Raw genomic sequence first — 23,704 nt, 5'->3', positions numbered from 1 at the left:
ACTTTGAAATTGTTTACCAAGTTGTATGATATGGCATTAGTGTGGGCAAAGCATCGCCACGCTGAGCGTTATTTAGCAGGGATGAGTTTTGCTGAATCAGTTATTTTTCCTATTCCACCGGATGTCATGCTCGCGCCTATGGCGCTTGCACAACCTAGCAAAGCATGGCGTTATGCAACATTTGCTACTGTTGCTTCTGTACTTGGTGGTGTGTTTGGTTATTTATTAGGGTTTTGGTTATTTGAGCCTGTAGTCGAGCCATTAATTGCGCAAATGGGCTGGCAAGAAAAGTTTAATACCGCCTTAAATTGGTTTAAAGATTATGGCGTATGGGTGGTGTTTTTAGCTGGTTTTTCGCCAATACCTTATAAAGTGTTTACCATAGGTGCAGGGCTTTTACACATGGCGTTTTTACCTTTTTTATTAGCATCTGCTGTTGGCCGTGGCGCGCGTTTCTTTTTAGTCTCAGCACTAATGAAATGGGGTGGAGTAAAAATGGAGCAAAAATTACGTCAATATGTTGAAGCACTTGGCTGGGGATTAGTGATTTTAGTGGTGGTTGCATACTTTTTACTACGTTAAGCATTAAAAACCACAGTTATTAATACAAGGAGCAAAACACCATGAATAAGCGGTACATTTTCTATGTTACTTTATTTACAAGTGTTTTGCTCAGTGCTTGCTCTTCTCGTCAAGCTCCTGCTCCAGTCAGTAGTTTAAATACCAGCGTTAAACCTTATACTAGTAGAGTTAATATTAATGGCGACCGCTACACGGTTAAAAAAGGCGATACGTTATACTCGATAGCCTTTAGCGCTCAGCAAGATTTCCGCACGCTGGCAAAAAATAATGATATACCAGCCCCTTATATTATCCGCCCAGGGCAAACAATCTCTTTTAAAAACGTACCTAAAAAAATTAAAAAGCACAAAAAATATACGAAACCGAGTAAAAAGTCTACAAATGAAACACAAAAAAATAACAAAAAATTAAAGAAAGATCTTGATCAGCCAAAACAACGAGAGTATGTTCAAAAACAAGCTAATAGAAAAGTTAGTAATACTAATAGTTTGCCCTCCACGAAAGTTCAGTGGTCGTGGCCAGCTAAAGGAACAGTAACGCAGCGGTTTTCAAGCAAAGAAAATGGCTATAAAGGGTTACAAATTACTAATAAAAAAGGTGTCGCTGTTTTTGCCGCAGCACAAGGGACAGTTGTTTATGCGGGTAATGCACTTAGGGGATACGGTAATTTAATTATTTTGAAACATAATGATGATTACCTTAGTGCTTATGCACATAACTCTAAGTTGTTAGTTAAAGAAAAACAGGATGTGAAAGCTGGGCAAAAAATTGCAGAGATTGGCAGTTCAGATTCTGACGTAACGGCATTGCGTTTTGAGATCCGTTATCGAGGACAAGCTGTTAATCCCGAGAAGTATTTGCCTTAGCTATCGGGTATTGATCACAGTGATATAAGATCACTTATTTGCTTGAGGGTACGCTCATGGGTAACACAGCAAAAATAGAGAAAACGAAAAACGCGGTTGATGATAAATTTGATGATATAGCGGTAGAAGATGCTGCTTCTGAATTATTAGATGACGTCGATAAAGATGATGATAAAGAAGATGAAATATTTGCCAAAGAGGAAATCACTAAGAATTTAGATGCGACTCAACTATATCTAGGTGAGATTGGTTTTTCACCGCTGTTGAGCGCCGAAGAAGAAGTGTTTTTTGCCCGCAAAGCGTTAAAAGGCTGTAGTGCCTCCCGCAAACGCATGATTGAAAGTAACCTCCGTTTAGTTGTAAAAATCGCCCGCCGTTATAATAATCGTGGCCTTGCGTTACTTGATTTAATTGAAGAAGGTAACCTTGGCTTGATCCGCGCGGTTGAAAAATTTGACCCTGAACGTGGTTTTAGATTTTCTACTTATGCGACTTGGTGGATCCGTCAAACCATTGAACGTGCCATCATGAATCAAACTCGCACAATTCGTTTACCAATCCATGTTGTAAAAGAGCTAAATGTTTATTTACGCACCGCACGTGAACTAACCCAAAAGCTCGATCATGAACCGACAGCAGAAGAAATTGCAGCCTCTTTAGATAGACCCGTTGAAGACGTTACTAAAATGCTGCGTTTAAATGAAAAAATCACCTCTGTAGATACGCCAATTGGCGGCGAAAATGACAAAGCATTGTTAGATATCATCGCCGATGAAAAAGGTTTTGGCCCTGAAGGTGAAGTCCAAAACAATGATATTAATAAGCATATTGTTGACTGGTTAGGTGAGCTTAATCCTAAGCAACGTGAAGTATTGGCGCGTCGTTTTGGTTTATTAGGCTATGAGCCATCAACGCTTGAAGATGTTGGCCGTGAAATTGGTTTAACGCGTGAGCGAGTAAGACAAATTCAAGTAGAGGCGTTACGCCGCTTAAAAGATATTTTACAACATGAAGGGTTAAGTACTGATAGCTTGTTTGATCAGTTCTCATAACACACAAAAATAGACACACATTATAGCCAAATTTGAGTAGCTGAAGAGATAATCTCTTCAGCTATTTTTTTGCTCAATCAAATAATTAAAGTAATGCTTTTAATTTATAAAGTAAATCTTGGGCTTGACGCGGGCTTAAGTCATCGACATCAATTTCAGCGAGTTGTGCTTCTATCAGTGATGGTTCAACTGCAAATAATGAGGGCTGTACTGCATTAATATCGGCAGTAACTGGCTGATGATTTTCGAGCATTTTAAGCTTTTGCTTAGCTTGTTTGATCACGGCTTTTGGCACCCCAGCAAGCGCTGCTACTTGCAAACCAAAGCTTTTGCTTGCAGCGCCATCAAGTACCGTATGCATAAAGGCAATGGTGTCGTTATGCTCTATTGCATCTAAATGAACATTCACCAGTCCTGCTTGTTGCTCGGCAAGTTCGGTTAATTCAAAATAATGGGTGGCAAACAAGGTTTTTGCCGATATTTTTGATGCTAAATGATCCGCTGTTGCATAAGCCAGTGATAGACCATCGTAAGTACTGGTGCCACGGCCAATTTCATCCATTAGCACGAGTGATTGTGCAGTGGCATTGTTAAGTATAGTGGCGGTTTCCGTCATCTCGACCATAAAAGTTGAACGCCCTGATGCTAAGTCATCGCTGGCGCCAATACGTGTAAATATACGGTCGATATTGCCAATCTTAGCGCTGTCTGCTGGTACAAAGCTACCAATGTGTGCCATTAACACAATCAGTGCAGTTTGGCGCATATAGGTTGATTTACCACCCATATTTGGCCCTGTGATGATCAGCATTTTACGCTGTGCATTAAGTTCTACAGGGTTGGCTATGAATGGGTCTTTCATGACTTGTTCAACCACTGGGTGGCGGCCTTGCTTGATGCTGATATCGTCACTATCACAAAGTTCAGGTTTAGCATAATTAAGCGCAATCGCACGCTCAGCTAAGTTATTTAGCACATCTAAATCTGCCAGTGCGGCAGCCATCATTTGCAGCTGCTCAATGTGTGGAGCAATAAACTCAAACAGTTGTTCGTATAGCTGTTTTTCAAGCGCCAGTGCTTTTGATTGGCTGCCTAGTACCTTGTCTTCGTGCTCTTTAAGCTCAGGAATTATATAACGTTCATTATTTTTAAGCGTTTGGCGACGAATATAATCAGCGGGCACTAAATGGGCATTGGCACGACTTACTTCAATAAAAAAGCCATGCACGCGGTTATAACCGATTTTAAGGGTGCTAATACCGGTGCGTTCACGCTCGCGCTGTTCGAGTTGTTCAAGAATGTCGGTAGCGCCTTGACTGAGTGAACGCCACTCATCGAGTTCACTGTTGTAACCTGGGGCAATTACACCGCCATCACGAATAAGTACCGGTGGGTTTTCAATCACGGCTTGTTCGAGTAATTGCTGTAACTCAGGTAATTCAGGAGATTGCGCAACGATTTGACTAATACGTGGATCGCTGGCATCGGTTAATAATTGGTGTAATGGTGCAAGGGCTTGCAGTGCACTGCGCAAACGGGTTAAATCACGTGGACGAGCGGTCCACAAGGCTAAACGAGCAATAACACGCTCAATATCACCTATTTGTTTTAATGACTCATGTAGCTCACCACACAGCTGTACGTCGATAATGGCACTAATGGCATTAAGGCGAGCGTTAAGCTCAGGTTTAGAACGTATTGGCGTATGAATACGACGCTTTAATAGCCGTGAGCCCATCGTTGTTGCTGTTTTATCAAGTACTTGTGCTAAGGTGTTTTCAAAACCGCCAGAAAGATTGACTGTCAGCTCTAAGTTTTTACGGGTGGCGGCATCTAAGATCACCGCATGTTCGTTATGCTCTAAAGTGATGGCGCGAATATGGGGAAGGGCAATACGCTGGGTATCTTTTACGTACTGCATTAGGCAGCCTGCTGCAACCAGTGCCGCTGTGGCTTTATCAACCCCAAAACCGACTAAATCTTTAGTACCAAACTGCTCGCATAACAAATGTTGGGCGGTGTCTAAATCAAACTCCCACTCAGGGCGACGACGAATACCTTTGATATGCTCAATTAAATGAAAGTTGGCAAAGTCTTCGCTATAGAGTAATTCTGCCGGTGCTAAGCGCTGTAAGGTTGAACTGAATGCTTCTTCAGTATTTACTTCAACAATATTAAAACGACCTGAGTTAATATCTAAGTAGGCAACCCCAAATACACCTTTTTTACTTTGCCAAACGCTGGTCAGTAAATTATCTTGGCGCTCTTGTAATAATGCTTCATCAGAAATAGTCCCAGGGGTAACAATACGTACCACTTTACGTTCAACAGGCCCTTTACTGGTCGCAGGGTCGCCTATTTGCTCACATATGGCTACTGATTCACCCATTTGTACTAAGCGGGCTAAATAGTTTTCTACCGCATGATAGGGGACGCCTGCCATCGGAATAGGATCGCCGCCGGCTTTACCACGGTGAGTTTGTGAAATATCAAGCAGTTGCGCAGCGCGCTTAGCATCATCAAAAAATAGCTCGTAAAAGTCACCCATGCGATAAAACATTAAAATATCACGATGCTCAGATTTTATTTTTAGATACTGCTGCATCATTGGCGTTTGTTGACTTATAGTGTGTGGTGCATAAAGATCGAACGACATGTATTTACCCAAAGGCTGAATATGGAATTACATCAAGAGATTAAAACACTTGCTGCACAATTAGGGGCTATTTTAACGGATAAACGCTTATGGATCACTAGTGCTGAATCATGTACTGGTGGAGGAGTCAGTTATGCGCTAACAGATACCCCTGGTAGCTCGGCGTATATTGACCGTGCATTCGTCACTTACAGTAATCAAGCAAAGCAGGATTTACTGGGTGTTGCAGAGCAAACCTTAGCTTTATATGGCGCAGTGAGCGAGCAAACAGTGTTGCAAATGGCGGCCGGTGCTTGCAAGGCCGCTGGGGCTGATATTTCGGTTGCGGTATCGGGTATTGCAGGCCCTGGTGGTGGCAGTGCAGAAAAACCCGTGGGTTTAGTATGGTTTTGTGTTCAAATTGGCGATAAACAGTATCCGAGTCAACAACTATTTGCTGGTGATAGAGCGCAAGTTAGGCTGCAAGCCATTGTTTATTCTTTAAAAACTATTATAGAAAAGATAAATTGATAAAATTAGCTTGATACTGTGATTTCATACAGTATACTTGTCTGCATTAGCTGGATTTGGAGAGTAAAATGAACGATAACAAACAAAAAGCATTGGACGCTGCTTTATCTCAAATTGAACGTCAATTTGGTAAAGGCTCAATTATGAAATTGGGTGACAACAAAGCGTTAGATATTGACGCTATATCAACGGGCTCTCTGGGCATTGATATCGCATTAGGCATAGGTGGTTTACCTATGGGACGTATTGTTGAGATATATGGCCCTGAATCATCAGGTAAAACCACGCTAACATTACAAGTTATTGCTGAAGCACAAAAAGAAGGTAAAACCTGTGCATTCGTTGATGCTGAGCACGCACTTGATCCAATTTACGCTCAAAAATTAGGCGTGAACATTGATGAATTATTAGTTTCCCAACCAGATACCGGTGAGCAAGCGCTAGAGATCTGCGACATGTTAGTACGCTCAAGCGCGGTTGACGTGGTTGTGGTCGACTCGGTTGCTGCATTAACACCAAAAGCCGAAATTGAAGGCGACATGGGCGATTCGCACATGGGTCTACAAGCACGTTTAATGTCACAAGCATTACGTAAGCTAACCGGTAATATCAAACGTTCTAACACTTTATGTATTTTCATTAACCAAATCCGTATGAAAATTGGTGTTATGTTTGGTAACCCTGAAACCACTACCGGCGGTAACGCACTTAAATTCTACGCGTCAGTACGTTTAGATATTCGTCGTATCGGCTCTGTTAAAGAGGGTGATGAAGTGGTGGGTAACGAAACCCGCGTTAAAGTGGTGAAAAACAAAGTTGCTCCACCGTTTAAACAAGCTGAATTTATTATCATGTATGGTGAAGGTATCTCTAAACATGGTGAGCTAATTGATTTAGGCGTTAAGCATAAGTTGGTTGAAAAAGCAGGTGCTTGGTACAGCTACAATGGTAATAAAGTTGGTCAAGGTAAGTCTAACTCAATCAAGTTCTTAAAAGAGAACCCTGAGATTTCAAATGAGATTGAAGGTAAGTTACGTGACATGTTGTTATTAAAAGCGACAATCAAGCCTGACGATGTTGAAGATGCTTTACTAGCAGATGATGCTGAGCTTTAAAGGTATTGAATAAGCGCGATTTGACCCGAGCTTAATCGTAAAAAAGCCGCTAAATTATTTAGCGGCTTTTTTGTGTTTATAACAGCCAAGACCTTAATCCAATTGAGTGTAGATTATTGATCTTTGATAAGATATATCACAGGCAATAAAAAAAGCGGCCAAAGCCGCTTAAGGAAGTAATATAATTTTATTTTTAACTTAGAATGCGTATTTCACTGAGAACTGTAAGCGGTCCATATCGCCATCTACGCCACTTTCTAGTTCACGCTCTGCATGTTTAAACTCAGCACCAAAGGTTAAGCGTTTAACCGGTGAGTATAGAATGTTTGCGCTATAGCTTTGACTAGACTCGGTCGGATCACCTGAAATTGAAAGTAAGTCTGTGTTGTTATCGGCTGAGAAAAACGAGTATAAAAAGGTCGAACGCCATTTGCTGTTCCATTTATGTTGATAAGCGATAAAACCAGACGTTGAATCAATCGCATCTAAATCATTACCGTTGAGTACCGCACCATGTGCTACATTAACGCCAACATAGCGACCTAAACCTTTACCTTGGGTAAGCATAAATTTAAGGTTGTCTTCACCAAACTTCACCATACCCGATGCACTGATACCAAATGAGGTTTCATCGGCATCAACACCGCCAACTTTATATGTTAATTGGCGAGCAAGTGCAGCAACGACAAAGTTACCCCAATCTGCTTTGTGTGTGTAGCGTGCAGTAAAATCAGGCAATGAGGCATCATCGGTTACTGCCATTCCACCACCTGCTGTAGTAATTGTGCTTTCTGGATTTTCTAAAGAGAAAGACCATGCGCCCGTGGTGTATTTAATTTGAGATTGACGCACAAATACAGTGCCTTCTGCTGGGCCTATAAAATCAAGAGCCTCTGGTAATGCGCCTACGTTTTGAAAGTTTGACCATGTTTGACCAAATAACCAGCCGTCATAGGAAATAAAGGCATGGCGAATACGCGGAGAATATGAATTAGAAACACGTTCGTTACCACCTGGCGCCGAGGCTAAAAAATCGAGCTCTATATGTGTTTTAACGGTTTTACCGTTATCTAATAATGTCGCAGTGCCAAAGTTAAAGCGAGATTCACGTGCGTGCATATCAAATACTGCATCTGAGTTGTCATCGTTACCAACAGGGGTTGTGCTTGGAACATAAAAGTCACGGCCAACGCTTGTACCAGCAGGCGCACCCGCTGAATAATCACTCCGCATTGCGTCGAGTTTTACATAACCGCCATAAGTAACATCAGTGCCACCAATGGTTGCTGCCTGAGCTGTGGCTGTCAGTGCGCACAGTACGGCAGTGGCGGTAAGTGTTTTTAATGCTATTGCTTTAGTTGTCATAGTCAAAGTCCTATTCTGGGCTACTTGTTGCATTATTGTAATTATGTTGTGATACCACTTTTGATTAAGTATGCTCTTTACTCAATTACCTATTGGTCTATTAGACTAAGGTGGCAGGTTGCTTTGTAACGCAACCAAATCATTAACACCTTGTATTAATAGTGCAAAAACTTAATATTTGAAAGTATGTTTGGGTACATAGAAATAAATCAAAGATAATACAACTAAGGTCTAATACTTTCGTTCGCTATGCTGAGTGATCCTTAAGATAGGCCTTAGGCAAGTAATTAAAATGGAGACGAGTATGTCACAAAGTATCTATCCAGTTCCTGCACAGATCAAGAATGCAGCCTTAGTTGATAACGATAAATATAATACACTTTACAAGCAATCTATTGATGACCCTGAAGGTTTTTGGGCAGAGCACGGTAAACGTCTCGATTGGTCAACACCTTTCACGAAAGTGAAAAACACCTCTTTTGATAAAGGCCATATCAGTATTAAATGGTATGAAGATGGCGAACTAAATGCTTCCTATAACTGTATTGACCGTCACCTTGCGACTAAAGCAGATAAAACCGCTTTAATTTGGGAAGGTGACGATCCATCGCAAAGTGAACATATTTCTTATCAACAACTGCATGACGAAGTGGCAAAATTTGCCAACGGTTTGAAAAAACTCGGTGTGAAAAAAGGCGATCGTATCGCGATTTACATGCCCATGTCACCGCAAGCTGTTTATGCAATGCAAGCATGTGCGCGTTTAGGCGCCATTCACTCTGTGGTTTTTGGTGGTTTCTCACCATCAGCAATTGCAGATCGGATTAAAGATTCAGGCGCTAAAATTGTCATTACTTCTGACGAAGGCCGCCGTGCAGGTAATACTGTGCCACTAAAAGCCAATGTTGATGAAGCCGTAGCGCAAGAATCGGTAACCACTATCGAGCACGTGGTTGTTCATCAGTTAACTGGTGGCGACGTACAATGGCATGAACATGATGTATGGTGGCATGATTTAGTTGCTGATCAAGCCGCAGAGTGTGCACCAGAGCCGATGAATGCAGAAGATCCACTCTTTATTCTTTACACTTCAGGTTCAACAGGTCAGCCTAAAGGGGTGGTTCATACGACTGGTGGTTATTTAGTATATGCATCGATGACTCACGAATATGTGTTTGATCTAAAAGAAGATGATATCTTTTGGTGTAGCGCCGATGTGGGCTGGATCACAGGTCACAGCTATATAGCATACGGCCCATTAGTTAATGGCTGTACGCAAGTCTTATTTGAAGGTGTACCAACGTATCCAACCGCAGGGCGTATGGGTGAAGTGGTTGATAAGCACAAGGTGACTATTCTATATACAGCACCAACGGCAATTCGTGCACTGATGGCGAAAGGCGATGAGCCAACAGCAACTTCAAACCGCGATAGCCTACGTATTTTGGGCTCGGTGGGTGAGCCAATCAATCCAGAAGCGTGGACTTGGTATTACGAAAGCATTGGTAAGAGTAACTGCCCAATTGTCGATACTTGGTGGCAAACCGAAACCGGTGGCATCATGATCACGCCTTTACCTGGCGCGACGGATATGAAACCAGGTTCCGCAACTCGCCCATTCTTTGGTATTGCGCCCGCACTATTTGATGCAGAAGGTAACACTTTGGAAGGCGCAGTTGATGGGAATTTAGTTATTCTTGATAGCTGGCCATCACAAGCTCGTACTGTTTACGGCGATCATGAACGTTTTGAACAAACTTATTTCTCAGCTTATCCGGGTGTGTACTTCACGGGTGACGGTTGTCGCCGTGATGAAGATGGTTACTACTGGATCACCGGCCGTGTTGATGACGTGCTAAACGTATCAGGACATCGCTTAGGTACTGCCGAAATTGAAAGTGCATTGGTTGCTCACCCTGCGGTTGCCGAAGCCGCTGTAGTAGGTTACCCGCACGATATTAAAGGCCAAGGTATTTATGTTTACCTTACGCCAAACGAAGGTGTAACGGTCAGTGACGAATTAACCAAAGAAGTACGTAACTGGGTTCGTAAAGAGCTTAGCCCAATTGCTTCGCCAGATATGATCCAATGGTCACCCGGTTTACCGAAAACTCGCTCAGGTAAGATCATGCGCCGTATTTTACGTAAGATCGCTGCAAATGAGCACGAGCAACTAGGTGATACCTCAACACTTGCAGACCCAGGTGTGGTTGATGAATTAATCGAGAACCGATTAAATCGTTAAATATGCGTTAAAAACTTGATTAGAAGTTGATTCTAAACGTAGTATATCGGCTGTCAGCTATTCGATAGATGGCAGCCGAATTCATTAGGAGTGAACCATGAGTCAGTTTTTAATAGCGGATGACCACCCGTTATTTCGCGAAGCACTAAAAGGGGCATTAACTGCAAAGTTTGACGACTTAGAAGTTTTCGAATCAGAAAATTTTGCAACAACATTGCAGGTGTTAAGTGAACAAGAAGATTTAGATATCTTATTACTAGACCTACATATGCCAGGTAGTGGCGATTTATATGGCCTAATTCGCATTCGTGAAGATTACCCAAGTTTACCGATTGCCGTTGTCTCTGGCAGTGAAGATATCAATATTGTTTCAAAAGTAATGAGCTATGGGGCGATGGGATTCATTCCTAAATCTTCATCATCAGATGATATTGCCGGAGCAATTAATCAAATACTCGATGGCGATGTATGGCTACCACCCGAGCTTAAAGACAAAGTAGCGAGCGTTACCAACGAAGATAAAGAAATCGCCGCTCAAGTTGCCTCACTCACCCCACAGCAATATAAAGTGCTGCAGTACTTGCACGAAGGTTTGTTGAATAAACAGATCGCCTATGAACTACATATTTCAGAAGCAACGATCAAAGCGCACATCACCGCGATATTCCGTAAGCTTGGCGTGTATAACCGCACGCAAGCGGTGTTAATCGCTGCAAAATTACAACTCGAACCCATCGAGCAAACACACTAAGTACAGTATAAAAGTAGTCAATAATAATAAAAATAAAGAGGCGTTGCGCCTCTTCATTCTACTCTATTTCTAAAGCTTAGCTAAATACGACGGTTCGGTTACCATTAATAAATAGCTTATGTTCTGATGCTAATTGCAGTGCTTTACAAAACACGGTTTTCTCTACATCTTTGCCCATTTTAGCCATCATTTCCGCGGTATTCGCATGGTTTACATGGGTGACGTCTTGCATAATAATCGGCCCTTCATCAAGCTCATTATTAACAAAGTGCGCCGTTGCACCAATGATCTTTACACCCCGTTCAAATGCCTGGTGATATGGCTTAGCACCGATAAATGCTGGCAAAAAAGAATGATGAATATTGATAATTTTACCGTCAAAGCGGCCTACAAATTCAGGGCTTAAAATCCGCATATATTTGGCAAGGCCAATGATATCGGGATTGTAGCTGGCAATTAAGTCACCCACTTGCAGGTCGTGTTCAGCGCGTGATAGCCCTTCATGGCTTACCACATGAAACGGCACCTCAAAGCCCTTCGCCAATGGCGCTAAGTCAGGGTAATTAGCGATCACAGCCAGTACTTCAATATTCAGTGCTTGCTCAAATTGTTTTAGTAATACGCCGCCTAAGCAGTGGGCTTCTTTAGTCGCTAATAACACCACTTTAGTTTTCTCGTCAGTGTGCAGTGCTAATTGCGCGCCATCGGGCAGTAAAGCCTGTAATTGATTTAAAAAATCAGCATGTGGTTGGCCGGTTAATTCAGTGCGCATAAAAAAGCGCTTAGCATCTTTATCTACAAATTCATTATTGCGGGTAATATTTAAATTATGCTGATGACAAAGTCCGGTGATTTTCGCTATTAAGCCTACGGCATCCGCACATTGCGTGGTTAGTATCGTGTTCATTTTTCCTCATTCTAATCCCGTGAACAGTGGCTCCATTATTTGTTAATTTGTCACTATTGCAAGGGCTTTATCAAGTAATTGATTATTACTCATGGTTATTATCCGATGCGGGGTAAATCTTAAGAGCGCGGGATGCGTTAAATTAACCCCGTAGCAGACTTTAAGTCGCGTTGATTTCACTTCCGATAAAAATATTTAATTGTTTTGAGTGAATTTCAAACAAAATACATGTGTGTAAATTTCATTGCTCACAGGTTAGTGTTATGTTGTTAATTTGCTTTTATAATTGAATTATTAAACACGGCGTTTTTATTATCACCTTAATGTTTACGCTGTTAGTCACTAACAAAAATTAATGTAATTACCTATTAAGTCTTCAAGGAACTGACATGAAAAATAGTGCGTTATTTGTATTGTGTGCTTTGCTTACCGCCTGTGGTGGTAGTGATGACAATAAAACAACAAATCAAACAACCATACAAAGTTACACTATAACTACCAATGTTGAAGGTGAAGGGCAGCTACAACCTACAAGCCTTGTTTTAAAGCAGGGGGAGAGTGGCACATTTGAACTACAGCCTGAACAAGGGTACCAAGTTGCCAGCGTTGAAGGGTGTAACGGTACATATAGCAACAATATCTACACTATTGAAAATGCAGCACAATCATGCCAAGTAACCGCGAAATTTGAAGCAAGAGCAATTAATGTCACATTTAAGAGCGATGAGTATATTTCACTTTATGCAGATCAAAATGATTACGTTTATGGGGATTCTGTAGTAATTAACTATGAATTAAGTTCAGGTTATTTATTAGATGAAATAACAGGTTGTAATGGGGTATTGAATGGCGAGCTGTACAAAGTTGATGCACTCACAGCTGACTGCCAAATAACAGCAACAACGTTACCAACAAGCCAAGTATTTAGTGGTGAAAATGAAGCACAAGTTAATGTAACAGTGCTAGATGGTAAAGGGATCATTTTATCGTCAAGTAAAGGGATTATGGAACCATCAAATCCTGAGTTACCAGCCTTGAATAGTTCACTTGAATTTGAACGAGATTTACTAGCCGTTGATATTGCAACCGAAGCAGGGCAAACCATCGAGCTGCAAATAACCTATGAAAACCCATTACCTACACAATTTACTTATCAAAAATTAATAGAGCAACAATGGCAAACATTAGACCAAGAAAACGTAGCAGTAAGTGAGGACAGATTAACACTTACATTAACTTTAACCGATGGTGGGGCCGGCGATAGTGATGGCGTAATAAATGGTGTTATTAAAGATCCTGGCGGCCCAGCTGTAGTAAAAATGCACACTATCACTATAAACCAGTCAGCCGGAGGAGCTATAACGCCAGAGAGTCTAGCAGTGGCTCATGGTGATACGGCATTATTTACTATTTCAACTGATGCAGGTTATACCCTTGAAAGTGTAACAGGGTGTAACGGCAATTTAAATGGAACCAGTTATCAAACGGCAGCAATTACACAAAACTGTGAAATATCAGCAGAGTACTCACTTACGTCATTTTTAGTTGCAGCTCAAGCGGGCGAAGGCGGGCAAATATCGCCACTCGAGCAGCTGGCTTCTTATGGAGATACTCTAACATTTACCGTTACAGCGGATGATGATCATAATATCGAGTCAGTCCAAGGCTGTAATGGGTCACTAGCAGGTAATATATATACTACAGGTATTATTACTGCTGCATGTGAGGTGCGCGCAACATTTGACCCTCAAATAGTACTCGTGACTGCACAGGCAGGTATGGGGGGCAGTATTTCGCCCATGAGCCAAGAACTTAATATTGGGCAGCAAGCAAGCCTAATAGTGACACCAAATGAAGGTTACAGTATTGCCAATGTTACTGGCTGTAGTGGCAGCTTGAATGGCAACACTTATACTACAAGTGCAGTAACGGCAAATTGCCAAGTACAAGCTAGTTTTAGTATTGATAGCTACACAGTAACCGCCAGTGCGGGCGAGGGTGGTACGGTTAACCCCGCCACGCAAAACGTAAACCATGGCAGTAGCGCTCAAATTACAATTACACCAAACGAAGGTTACAGCATTGACGGGGTTACAGGCTGTAGCGGCAGCTTAAATGGCAACACTTACACCACAAGTGCAGTAACGGCAAATTGCCAAGTACAAGCCAGTTTTAGCATTAATAGTTATACAGTAAGCTCCAGTGCAGGTGAAGGTGGAGCAGTTAGCCCTGCCACACAAAGCGTAAATCATGGTAGCAGTGCGCAAATTACAATTACACCAAAAGAAGGTTACAGCATTGACGCGGTAACAGGGTGTAGCGGCAGTTTAAATGGAAACACTTACACCACAGGTGCTGTGACGGCAAATTGCCAAGTGCAAGCTAGTTTTAGTATTAATAGCTACACAGTAAGCGCCAGTGCTGGTGAAGGTGGTGCAGTTACTCCTACAGCACAAAGTGTTAATTATGGCAGTAGCGCGCAAGTTAGTGTAACAACTGACGAAGGCTATATGATAGAACGCGTATATGGCTGTGAAGGGGGATTGGTTGAAAGTGTTTTTACTACAGGATTGATTACTTCGCAATGTTCAGTAACTGCTGAGTTTAAAATTATACCTAAAGCTCCCATAATTACTGCACAAGCTTCAGTTCAGAGTATTACTGTTAGCTGGGATAGCTTAGACAATATCGCAGGGTATACCCTTTACCATGCAACAAGTGAAGCTATAACGCCGGATAACTACAACGACTTCGGTGGGGTTAAAGTAGAGTTTGATACATCAACTACTACGCATGAACTTACCAACTTACAAAGTAATACAACGTACTACATTATAATGACAAGCCACATAACAGGCACTGAGTCAGATGTGAGCAATAAATTAGCCATCACAACACAAATAAATATTACCATTCCATTGAATGACACCGGCATAACGTGGTGTGCTGATGACATTAACAACAACCTTGACTGCCCGGTTACCGGTTACGGTTACGGGGGGCAAGACGCCGAGCACGGCCGTGATGCAAAAGCCAAAGCGGGCACACTTAAAAAAGTCGGTGGTGGTAATGCTGGGTTTGACTTAACTAAGTTGGATGTCAATGGCAATGACTTACCAGAATCTGCAACAACATGGTCGTGCGTGCGCGATAATCACACAGGGCTAATATGGGAAGTAAAAACCGATGACGGCGGCCTGCATGATAAAAACGACCGTTATAATTGGTATAACCCTAATAGCAACAGCAATGGCGGAAGCCCTGGCTACCAAGATTACGGTGGCGATATTTGCTACGGTTATGATGTCAATAACGAAGCTAGTTACTGCAATACCTTCGCGTATGTTGAGCGAGTGAACATACAAAGTTTATGTGGTGCCAGCGATTGGCGTATGCCAACACGATTAGAGCTAATGGGCATTGTGGACAATGGCACTAAAAATCCAGCGATTGACACGCAGTACTTCCCGCAAACTCGGTCAAGTTTGTTTTGGTCGTCGTCGCCCTATGCCGAAATAATCTATGGCGCATGGAGCGTCGATTTCGGCCATGGTATTGTTCGCTACGTCTTTAAGGACGACGGTTTCCATGTGCGGTTGGTGCGAGCCAGACCCTAAAAAAATGATCACTGATTTAATGAATCATCGAGTCATTGATGTTAACACCTGACAGATACGGAGTGTGCGGATGAACTTTAAAGAGTTGGATGTATGGAGCGCTATAAAACCCTCATTGCAACACACGATAGCCAAAAGCTTAAAGGGCAAGCTTATAATATGAGTAAGGAGAAATAATGAATACCATACTTAAACTTACCACTGGCTTGGTTAGCCTGTGTTTCTTAGGTAATGCTATAGCCAATGGCAGTTGTACTAATGAAAATACAGCTATTCCCTATAGTACGCCCAGTAGTGATTTTACACTCCATGATAACGGCACGGTTACGCACAATACTACAGGCTTAATGTGGATGCGCTGCAGCATTGGGCAAACATGGGAAGATGAAAGCTGTACCGGTGATGCAAGTGGTTTTACTTGGCAGCAAGCCTTAGCTCAAAACGGTACTGCGTATGCGGGTTACAGTGATTGGCGAGTACCAAATAAAAATGAATTGGCCTCTATTTTAGAGCAGCGTTGTTATAACCCGATTATAAATGAGGCTATTTTCCCAGATACGCCAGCTAATCATTTTTGGTCGTCGTCGCCCTATGCCGACTATAGCAATTACGCATTGGGCGTCAATGTCGGTATTGGCTTTGTTTTCTACTACTATAAGGGCAACGATTTCCATGTGCGGTTGGTGCGAGCCAGACAGTAATTTTGATTTTTGGTAGTAGCGGGTTTACCCCGCGTTTAAACGTAGCAGCGATTTTACATCGCGTCGGATATATCCGACGGGTGTGAATTCTTAAAAGATTACGCGACGTAAAGTCGCGGCTACGGGAGGTAAATGCAATCCCAATAGGGGTAATTGGCGACGGTTGTTACTAATTTTGCTCTTAATGGATTTGCAACGATATAACGGGCTTGGTTTATTAAATCGTTTTCATCACGGATTAAGTGGTCGTAGTAGCCTTTTTGCCAGAGTTTGTGGATGCCAAATTTGCGCTTTTTGTGGGTGGCTTTTTTCTAAATGATTTAATGCGCTATCTAAGGCTAAAAAATCTTCTTGATGCTTTATTTGGTCAACACTTTGTGTTGAGTTGATCTCACTAGGGGTGCGTTTTTTAGTTTGAAACTTGCGAATTTCATCGCGTAAAATATTACGGATAAATACACTTAAATAAGTATTAAATTGTGTTTGGTGATTAATGCTTTGTTGTGGCGGAATTAACTCAATAAGTGATTGATGTAGTAGCGATCCAGTATGCGGTAAGTGCTGCAATACATAGGTTGAATCGATTTCATTACGGTAACCTTCTAAATGTACATGACAAACTTGTTTCAGGTGGTAGTAAAGCCGAGCTTTAAGTTCATCAGCACTTTGCGGGCAACCATTTTGCCAGCCATTGATTAGATCTTCTAATGATGCCTGCATCGATCTTCCTTATTTCGATATTTCAATTAATAAGGTACATTTGCGGGACTTTAATTACAAGTGTTAACTTAATGTTCGTTAATCAATTCTCTCAGCTGTGAGGGAGTCGTCCCAGTCCAGCGTTTAAATGCGCGGCGAAAGTTAGTTAAGTCGCTAAAGTTAAGTTCGCCTGCTAGGGTTTCGTTACTTTGCGCTAAAGTGGCGATATTAAACACCGCGGTTTGGCGATTGATACAATCTTGCAAGGCGCTAAAACGAGTATGATGTTGTTTTAGTTTTCGCTTAAAAGTGGCGGGGCTCATAGCGAAATGCTGGGCAACTGTTTCGAGGTTTTGTTGTGGTTGAGCACTAATATGATTGCGCACTAATTGCAGCCAAGGCGCAGCGGGTAAAGGGTGCTGCTTTATGGTTGCTAATGATTGCTGCAGCAGGCTCGGACAGCTATCTATTAAGTGTTTGTTATAAAGTTCATCACTAATACTGACCATAAATAATTGTTGTGAAAACTTGCAGTTGGCTTGTAGGTTAGTTTGATATTGCTCTATGTGTGAGGGCTGCGCATAGGGAAACGAAAAACATAAATCACTGTTATTACCTATTCGCCATTTACATGTTGCAGCGATAAAACTGGCAAATAATTCGCAGCAAAATTGTTCTACGGCTGCATTTATTGCCCCGAAGCTGAGGTTGATAATGAAGTAATGTCGGCCTTGATGGTATTTATGTTCGGCATTAAATAAGTTAAAGCCATGCAAAGGAGTGCGTGTGAGTAGTTTTTGCAGTGTGCGTAAACTTTCTGCTTGAGAAAATGCGCTATATAACGGATTGTGATTAAGTAGTTTTCGCCCTAGTAAAAAACTGAGTTGGTGTTGATTATCAAATTGACGACAGTTTTCTTGTAATCGATAAAATTGCTCAACACTGATCGAAGCCGTTCCAGCTGCAAAATCTTGATAAAATAATCGAGTTCCTTTGAGTAACTTATCTGGGTGTACCCCTCGGTGTTTGGCTAAATCAACTAATTGCGCTGCCCATGACTGTAAACCTTGATAAGGAGAGTCGATATAACTGCTGTTACTAAGGCTTGCACTCACGCAGTATGTCCATGTAAGTTTTTGTTCGTTAGTAATTTTTGATGCAATTGACTGAGTAAACCAGAGGTCGAATCACGGTGCGTTGCGGCTACTAAACTGGTGTGTACTTTTTGTTTGTAGGTCACTGCCTTGTCGCTGCTATTAAACGAAAACGCTTCTAAAGCACTGACTAACGATACGCTTAGCCGCTCTGCAACAGCGAGTTCGGTATTGGGTAACATGACAATAAAGCAATCACTGGCGTAACGGCAGACTAAATCTTGTTCACGTACATTCAAGGTGATCACTTGAGCAAACTCTTGTAACAGCTTATCGCCTTCGGCATCACCAAATTGACGATTAAAGCGATCAAACTGGGCAATATCTAACATCAGTAATGAAAACCCATGCAGGCTATGATGGAGCAAATTTAGCTCGCGGCTGATCTGGCTTTTCATATAATCGGCGCTGGCTAGGCCGCTAATGGCATCGCTGAGTTGATGCTCTCGATAAAAGCGTTCGCGATTACGTAATTGTTGATTAATGGTCATTTGCTCTTGGTGCCAATGATACAAAGCCATAGTCATTAAAATCATGCCAAATGGTGCGGGAATAGATTCTATGGTACTCAGCCATGCTTGCTCTTCGCTATAGCTGACAAACTCATCAATAAAATCGAGCGTCATCGACAGGTTCATAATCGCAAGGCCTGAGAATAATAAGTTGGTTACCCGTCCCTTTGGCCTACTTAGCAGAATAAAAAATATCCACAATAGCGTCATGGCAGTAATACCGCCTTCACCAGCTACATCAAACCAATCTATCTGACTATGGCCTTTGTAGTGACCGTAGCTCAGTGTCAGGGTTAATACGCTGGTTAACATCACCACTAAAATAAGCAGTAATGAGCGATGTAATTTTAAAAACGATAAATTCATGTTGAGCTCAATAGGTCATATTTGATAGGCAGAATAAGCAAACCGCTTAAACACCACTAGGGTCAGATTAGCTCACAGTGATGACATATTTTTTACGGTGGTAAGTTTCCAAACTGATTATTGTTCATGTTCGAATCAAAAAAACCTAAAAATAGGGGGTCAAATTAGCTCATTTTGGCGTATTTAACGGCTGAAAAAAGCCTAACAACAGTGAATTAACAGTGTTGCGGTAAGTGCTGACATATTTCTTTCATGATTGCCCCTTAGGGTGTTGCTGCGAGCCAAGCATGGCCAAGTAAATAATTAAAATCACTAGTAGCAACCAAGAGAACAATTATGAACCCTTTTATTAAATCGAGTATTGCATTAGCGTGTTGTGGCATTTTATATGCGACTCCAGCCTTAGCCGATGGCCGTGTACAAGGCCGTATTACCGATGCCAGCCAAAGCGTGTATTTTGGCGGCGCGAAAGTATCAGTTAAAGAATTAAACTTAAATACCGTTAGTAACCGCGATGGCTCTTTTTCATTTAATAAGTTGCCAGCGGGTGATTACACTTTAGTGGTTGAATACATTGGGGCACCATCGGTAGAACAAAAAATTACGGTGGTGGATTCACAGGTTTTCACCCAACAAATTATTATTGGTGCGCAACAAGATGCCATGGATAACATTATTGTCTATGGCCAAAGTGCTGGTCAGGCAGGCGCAATTAACCGTCAAAAGAACGCAACTAATTTAAAATCAGTGGTTAGTGCAGACTCGATTGGCCAGTTCCCTGATCAAAATGCCGCTGAGGCATTACAACGTTTACCGGGTATTTTTATCGCCCGCGACCAAGGTGAAGGACGGTTTGTTGGTATTCGCGGTATTGATCCTAACTTAAACAACGTCACAGTAAACGGCTTAAATGTACCGTCGCCTGAAGCGGGTGTTCGCTCTGTAGCGATGGATGTACTACCAAGTGAACTAATTCAAAGTTTAGAGGTAAGTAAAACCGTTACCCCAGATATGGATGCCAGTGCCGTTGGTGGGTCAATCGAAGTTAAAAGCCTCAGTGCCTTTGACAGAGCGGGTGAGAGTTATAGCTTTACTGCACAAGGCTCGTATAACGAACTAGAATCTAAAACCAGTCCTAAGCTATCGGGCAGCTACACCAATATTTATGAGCTTGATGGTGGTCTTGATCTAGGTGTAGCAACAGCTATTTCGTGGTTTAAGCGTGATTTTGGTTCTCGTAATATGGAAACCGACGGTGGTTGGAGTGAATTTGATGTTGAAGATGCCGTAAGCGGTGATGATGTTGCAATATTTGGTGCAGAAGAAATTGAGCAACGCCATTATAAAATTACTCGTGAACGTTTAGGTGCAGCCCTTAATTTAGATCTGCACAGTGGTGCAATGGATAAGTATTATTTACGCACACTTTACAGTGATTTTTCTGATGATGAATTCCGCCAACGCAATGAATATAAATTTAGTGACGGCAAATTAGTTGATAGCAACGGCGACGGCGCTAATTTTAGCGGTGCAGAAATGGACCGCGATACCAAAGACCGTTATGAACAACAGAGTATCTTATCTATGGTACTCGGCGGCGAAAATCAATTAGACAATTGGTTTGTTGAATACAATGTAGGGTATTCAAAATCAGCAGAAAAAGAGCCAAACCGTTTAGACGTTACCTTTGCTGGTGAAGATATTGATATGGGCTACATAGCTCGTGTTGACACGCCGGTACTGAGCCAATCGGCTAATGCCCATGATTTAAGCCTGTTTGCGATGGACAAAATTGAAGCGGCCAACAACCTCAGCGAAGATGAAGAGCTTAGCTTTAAACTTGATTTTAGCCGTGACTTTGTGTGGCAAAATAACAACGGTGAATTTAAATTTGGTTTTAAACACCAAAATCGCGAAAAGCGTAATGACGTTAACGCATCGATTTATGATGGTGGCTTTTTAGATGCGATGGGCAGTGACTTTGCAGCCCCTGAACCTGACTTTGATTTAGGCAGCTTTGGGCCTGGCCTTAACCGCGGCGCAATCCACGCTTTTTATAAGGTAAATAAAGCGGCATTTGATTTTAATAGTAACGAATCAAAGGTTGAATCTGACGGTGAAAGTTATGTAAGTAATGAAGATATTACCGCAGCCTATGCGATGATCAGCATGGATATTGATAACTTACATGTTGTTGCCGGTGTGCGCTATGAAGGCACGCAATTTGATACCAGCGGTAACCAAGTTGAATTAGTGGTTGATGAAATTAACGATACTGAAACGGTTACCACCACCCCTTGGCAAGTAAGTAAAGATTACGACTACTTTTTACCAAGCCTAAATTTACGCTATAGCATTAGCGATAAATTGGTAACGCGTTTTGCCTATACCAACACTATCGCGCGGCCAACCTTTAGTGATTCGGCGGCGTATCAATTAATTGAAACTGAAACCGTAGAAGACGAGGGCATGCAGGTCACCGAGCGTAAAGCCGAAGTGGGTAACCCTGACTTAGACCCGTACGAATCAATGAACTTAGACGCATCAATTGAATACTACCCAGGTAATATTGGGGTGTTATCGGCGGGTATTTTCTATAAAGACATCGACAACTTTATTATTCAACAAGAAGTGCAAGATAACGGCGAGTGGGATGGTTTTGACGAAGTAGTGCAAATGGTTAATGGCGGTAAAGCGTCCTTAACGGGGATAGAGTTAAACTGGAACAAAACCTTTAAATCAGGATTTGTGCTTGGCGCAAATGGTACCTTTATTGATGCCGACGACAAGTTACCAAACCAAGCTGATACTGTGGCAAATATTATTGTTGGCTATGAAAATAATGCCATTAGTACCCGTTTAAGTGCGTCATATAAAAGTGAAAGCTACCAGTTTGATGATGCGGATATGGCGGTTTATGAAGACAGCCATATGCAACTGGACTTTAGCAGTAAATACTATTTCAACGACACCATGAATGTGTACTTTAATGCTACCAACCTAACTGATGAGCCGATGTATTTGTATCACGGTGAAAAGCGTTACAACTATCAGTATGAGTCTTACGGGCGTACCTTTGAGCTAGGTTTTACGTTTTCTTCTTTGTAAGGTGAACATATGAGCCTGCTTAACAGTAGGCTCATTGTTGAGGATACTATGATTAATAAAACTATTTTATATAGTGCACTAACCGCATGTTTAGCAACGGTTGGTTGCACTGCTCAAAGTAGCAAACAAAGCAGTGATGACACCGCAAGAGCGAGTAAAAAAGCCTCCGGCAAGATTGAATTTTTAGCGTTTGGTGATGGTGGCTATCATGTTGACTATCCAAAAACTAAACACATAACCAACCCTAAAAATAAGCAACAGTTTATAGCAGCAGAGCTGGCTGATTGGTTAGCAGATTATCGCCCGCGCGATGAGTTTGACCATGCACCAATATATATTTATCCAGGCACTGAGATTGCTACGGAGCAAGGGGGCGCACAGGCTGTGGGCATTGCAATGGCAAAATTGTGTGAAACAAAAGCATGCCAATTTGCCATTCAGCTCGGTGATAATGTTTACCCTGATGGCGCCGATGCCGATGATGGTAAAGACGATCAAAAGCGCTTATACGATCTTGTTTATGCGCCACTTGAACCGTTATTTCAAGCGGATCCAAATTTAGTGGTGTATTCCGCATTAGGTAATCATGATTGGAAAAGCTCGCGCAAAGGGGTGGCACTGCAAACCCAGTGGATGGCGCAGCAAGCCAACTTTTTTATGGGTGAAAATGGCTACTACAGTTACAAAATGGGTGAGCCGGGTAACGATGTAGAATTTTTTGTGCTCGATACCAATATGCTTTTAGCGGGGCAGACTTTTTATGAAGTACCACTAAATCCTGATGGTAGTGAAGGCGATGAGCAACAAGCGATAAAAGAGGGCCGTGCGGAGCTGGAAATTCACGATCAGCATGAAGGGCCACAAAATGGCGAGGATCTGGCGCAACTAACATGGCTAGAGCAGGGCATTGCAAACTCTAGCGCGAAATGGAAACTGGTTTATGGCCATCATATTTTATGGTCAATTGGTGGCACTAAATACAGTGAAGGGCATGTACTGCGTAAATTACTAATGCCTACATTGTGTAAGTATGCGGATGGTTATATTGCCGGCCATGAGCATGACTTAGAGCTACTTAGCGATGATTGCTCAAAATTTGATACTGGTAATAGCGTTGGTAAATTACCGCTGATCATCTCCGGGGCTGCATCAAAAATGCGTGGTAAGCACACCCCGTTTGCACAGTTTCAACAGCGTCAATACCCTGAGTATGAGTTGCTTTGGTCAAAAAGCTTTGTGTGGGGGTTTAGTCATATCAGTCTTGATAATCAAACTAATCAGCTGGATGTGAGCTTTTATACCACACCGCGAGATTTAACCGGCAAGGTCATTGATGAGGGGCGTTTTAGCTTTTCTAAACGTACTCGCTAGCTCGCTATTGTGCACAAAAAAAACCAGTGTTGCGACGCTGGTTTTGTTATTTTAATGTATATAAGTGTGCATTTAGGTTGCACATTTACACAGTTGTTTACGAATTGGTAAATAACTGTAAGTTGAG

Annotated in this window: 17 protein-coding genes; 11 read left to right on the top strand and 6 right to left on the bottom strand. The window is 42.0% G+C overall.

Annotated elements, in window-relative coordinates; all coding sequences use genetic code 11:
* The first annotated feature begins 3 nt into the window (after positions 1 to 3).
* The 3 genes from ACMVDV_RS10170 to rpoS are packed head-to-tail and all read left to right on the top strand — an operon-like array spanning position 4 to position 2,500.
* Positions 4 to 582: a YqaA family protein gene (locus tag ACMVDV_RS10170; RefSeq protein WP_416158038.1), complete on the top strand. Its 579-nt coding sequence runs from the start codon at positions 4 to 6 to the stop codon at positions 580 to 582.
* 41 nt (positions 583 to 623) lie between these two features.
* On the top strand, positions 624 to 1,448 hold the full coding sequence (locus ACMVDV_RS10165) for a peptidoglycan DD-metalloendopeptidase family protein (protein WP_304184151.1): 825 nt from the start codon (positions 624 to 626) through the stop codon (positions 1,446 to 1,448).
* 56 nt (positions 1,449 to 1,504) lie between these two features.
* Complete coding sequence (rpoS, locus tag ACMVDV_RS10160) at positions 1,505 to 2,500, top strand: RNA polymerase sigma factor RpoS (RefSeq protein WP_064665478.1); 996 nt, start codon at positions 1,505 to 1,507, stop codon at positions 2,498 to 2,500.
* 85 nt (positions 2,501 to 2,585) lie between these two features.
* Here the strand turns inward: rpoS and mutS are convergent, their stop codons facing one another.
* Complete coding sequence (gene mutS / locus ACMVDV_RS10155) at positions 2,586 to 5,156, bottom strand: DNA mismatch repair protein MutS (protein ID WP_416158037.1); 2,571 nt, start codon at positions 5,154 to 5,156, stop codon at positions 2,586 to 2,588.
* A 21-nt stretch (positions 5,157 to 5,177) separates the two neighbouring features.
* Between mutS and ACMVDV_RS10150 the strand changes: the two genes are divergently transcribed.
* Both ACMVDV_RS10150 and recA read left to right on the top strand, forming a co-directional pair.
* Complete coding sequence (locus tag ACMVDV_RS10150; protein ID WP_304184158.1) at positions 5,178 to 5,666, top strand: CinA family protein; 489 nt, start codon at positions 5,178 to 5,180, stop codon at positions 5,664 to 5,666.
* Positions 5,667 to 5,734: 68 nt separating this feature from the next.
* Positions 5,735 to 6,781, top strand: a complete 1,047-nt coding sequence (gene recA, locus ACMVDV_RS10145; RefSeq protein WP_304184159.1) for a recombinase RecA — start codon at positions 5,735 to 5,737, stop codon at positions 6,779 to 6,781.
* 198 nt (positions 6,782 to 6,979) lie between these two features.
* Here recA and ACMVDV_RS10140 read toward each other — a convergent pair whose 3' ends face one another.
* Positions 6,980 to 8,146 (bottom strand): DcaP family trimeric outer membrane transporter, encoded by a 1,167-nt coding sequence (locus tag ACMVDV_RS10140; RefSeq protein ID WP_416158036.1) that lies wholly within the window; start codon positions 8,144 to 8,146, stop codon positions 6,980 to 6,982.
* 304 nt (positions 8,147 to 8,450) lie between these two features.
* Between ACMVDV_RS10140 and acs the strand changes: the two genes are divergently transcribed.
* Positions 8,451 to 10,391 (top strand): acetate--CoA ligase, encoded by a 1,941-nt coding sequence (gene acs / locus ACMVDV_RS10135; protein ID WP_416158035.1) that lies wholly within the window; start codon positions 8,451 to 8,453, stop codon positions 10,389 to 10,391.
* A gap of 97 nt (positions 10,392 to 10,488) precedes the next feature.
* Positions 10,489 to 11,142 carry a response regulator transcription factor gene (locus ACMVDV_RS10130; RefSeq protein ID WP_304184167.1) on the top strand — a complete coding sequence of 218 codons (654 nt, stop codon included), beginning with the start codon at positions 10,489 to 10,491 and terminating at the stop codon, positions 11,140 to 11,142.
* Between the two features lie 76 nt (positions 11,143 to 11,218).
* On the opposite strand, the gene purU is transcribed toward ACMVDV_RS10130, so the two are convergent.
* Positions 11,219 to 12,049, bottom strand: coding sequence for a formyltetrahydrofolate deformylase (gene purU / locus ACMVDV_RS10125; RefSeq protein WP_304184170.1), 831 nt, complete (start codon positions 12,047 to 12,049; stop codon positions 11,219 to 11,221).
* 389 nt (positions 12,050 to 12,438) lie between these two features.
* Here purU and ACMVDV_RS10120 point away from each other — a divergent pair, with 389 nt between their 5' ends.
* Together ACMVDV_RS10120 and ACMVDV_RS10115 are read left to right on the top strand one after the other, a co-directional pair.
* Complete coding sequence (locus ACMVDV_RS10120; RefSeq protein ID WP_416158034.1) at positions 12,439 to 15,666, top strand: InlB B-repeat-containing protein; 3,228 nt, start codon at positions 12,439 to 12,441, stop codon at positions 15,664 to 15,666.
* 176 nt (positions 15,667 to 15,842) lie between these two features.
* Complete coding sequence (locus ACMVDV_RS10115; RefSeq protein ID WP_304184175.1) at positions 15,843 to 16,367, top strand: DUF1566 domain-containing protein; 525 nt, start codon at positions 15,843 to 15,845, stop codon at positions 16,365 to 16,367.
* Between the two features lie 231 nt (positions 16,368 to 16,598).
* Here ACMVDV_RS10115 and ACMVDV_RS10110 read toward each other — a convergent pair whose 3' ends face one another.
* The 3 genes from ACMVDV_RS10110 to ACMVDV_RS10100 form a co-directional block, all read right to left on the bottom strand.
* On the bottom strand, positions 16,599 to 17,087 hold the full coding sequence (locus tag ACMVDV_RS10110) for an ECF-type sigma factor (protein ID WP_416158033.1): 489 nt from the start codon (positions 17,085 to 17,087) through the stop codon (positions 16,599 to 16,601).
* Positions 17,088 to 17,155: 68 nt separating this feature from the next.
* Positions 17,156 to 18,181, bottom strand: coding sequence for an AraC family transcriptional regulator (locus tag ACMVDV_RS10105; RefSeq protein WP_182731522.1), 1,026 nt, complete (start codon positions 18,179 to 18,181; stop codon positions 17,156 to 17,158).
* Complete coding sequence (locus tag ACMVDV_RS10100; protein ID WP_416158032.1) at positions 18,178 to 19,098, bottom strand: GGDEF domain-containing protein; 921 nt, start codon at positions 19,096 to 19,098, stop codon at positions 18,178 to 18,180. Before ACMVDV_RS10100 ends, ACMVDV_RS10105 begins: the two co-directional genes overlap by 4 nt.
* A gap of 336 nt (positions 19,099 to 19,434) precedes the next feature.
* Between ACMVDV_RS10100 and ACMVDV_RS10095 the strand changes: the two genes are divergently transcribed.
* Positions 19,435 to 22,206, top strand: a complete 2,772-nt coding sequence (locus ACMVDV_RS10095; protein WP_416158031.1) for a TonB-dependent receptor — start codon at positions 19,435 to 19,437, stop codon at positions 22,204 to 22,206.
* Between the two features lie 48 nt (positions 22,207 to 22,254).
* Positions 22,255 to 23,577: a metallophosphoesterase gene (locus tag ACMVDV_RS10090; protein WP_416159082.1), complete on the top strand. Its 1,323-nt coding sequence runs from the start codon at positions 22,255 to 22,257 to the stop codon at positions 23,575 to 23,577.
* Positions 23,578 to 23,704 lie beyond the last annotated feature (127 nt).

Source organism: Pseudoalteromonas sp. ASV78, from assembly GCF_047806705.1.
GTDB classification, from domain to species: domain Bacteria; phylum Pseudomonadota; class Gammaproteobacteria; order Enterobacterales; family Alteromonadaceae; genus Pseudoalteromonas; species Pseudoalteromonas prydzensis_A.
Note: the sequence above shows the minus strand (reverse complement) of the source record. Positions and strands in the feature narration are given on the sequence as shown.

Excerpts from the sequence above, each read along its gene's own strand:
- ACMVDV_RS10165 (WP_304184151.1), top strand. The coding sequence starts at position 624 with ATGAATAAGCGGTACATTTTCTATGTTACTTTATTTACAAGTGTTTTG.
- rpoS (WP_064665478.1), top strand. The coding sequence starts at position 1,505 with ATGGGTAACACAGCAAAAATAGAGAAAACGAAAAACGCGGTTGATGAT.
- mutS (WP_416158037.1), bottom strand. The coding sequence starts at position 5,156 with ATGTCGTTCGATCTTTATGCACCACACACTATAAGTCAACAAACGCCA.
- ACMVDV_RS10150 (WP_304184158.1), top strand. The coding sequence starts at position 5,178 with ATGGAATTACATCAAGAGATTAAAACACTTGCTGCACAATTAGGGGCT.
- recA (WP_304184159.1), top strand. The coding sequence starts at position 5,735 with ATGAACGATAACAAACAAAAAGCATTGGACGCTGCTTTATCTCAAATT.
- ACMVDV_RS10140 (WP_416158036.1), bottom strand. The coding sequence starts at position 8,146 with ATGACAACTAAAGCAATAGCATTAAAAACACTTACCGCCACTGCCGTA.
- acs (WP_416158035.1), top strand. The coding sequence starts at position 8,451 with ATGTCACAAAGTATCTATCCAGTTCCTGCACAGATCAAGAATGCAGCC.
- ACMVDV_RS10130 (WP_304184167.1), top strand. The coding sequence starts at position 10,489 with ATGAGTCAGTTTTTAATAGCGGATGACCACCCGTTATTTCGCGAAGCA.
- purU (WP_304184170.1), bottom strand. The coding sequence starts at position 12,049 with ATGAACACGATACTAACCACGCAATGTGCGGATGCCGTAGGCTTAATA.
- ACMVDV_RS10120 (WP_416158034.1), top strand. The coding sequence starts at position 12,439 with ATGAAAAATAGTGCGTTATTTGTATTGTGTGCTTTGCTTACCGCCTGT.
- ACMVDV_RS10115 (WP_304184175.1), top strand. The coding sequence starts at position 15,843 with ATGAATACCATACTTAAACTTACCACTGGCTTGGTTAGCCTGTGTTTC.
- ACMVDV_RS10110 (WP_416158033.1), bottom strand. The coding sequence starts at position 17,087 with ATGCAGGCATCATTAGAAGATCTAATCAATGGCTGGCAAAATGGTTGC.
- ACMVDV_RS10100 (WP_416158032.1), bottom strand. The coding sequence starts at position 19,098 with ATGAATTTATCGTTTTTAAAATTACATCGCTCATTACTGCTTATTTTA.
- ACMVDV_RS10095 (WP_416158031.1), top strand. The coding sequence starts at position 19,435 with ATGAACCCTTTTATTAAATCGAGTATTGCATTAGCGTGTTGTGGCATT.
- ACMVDV_RS10090 (WP_416159082.1), top strand. The coding sequence starts at position 22,255 with ATGATTAATAAAACTATTTTATATAGTGCACTAACCGCATGTTTAGCA.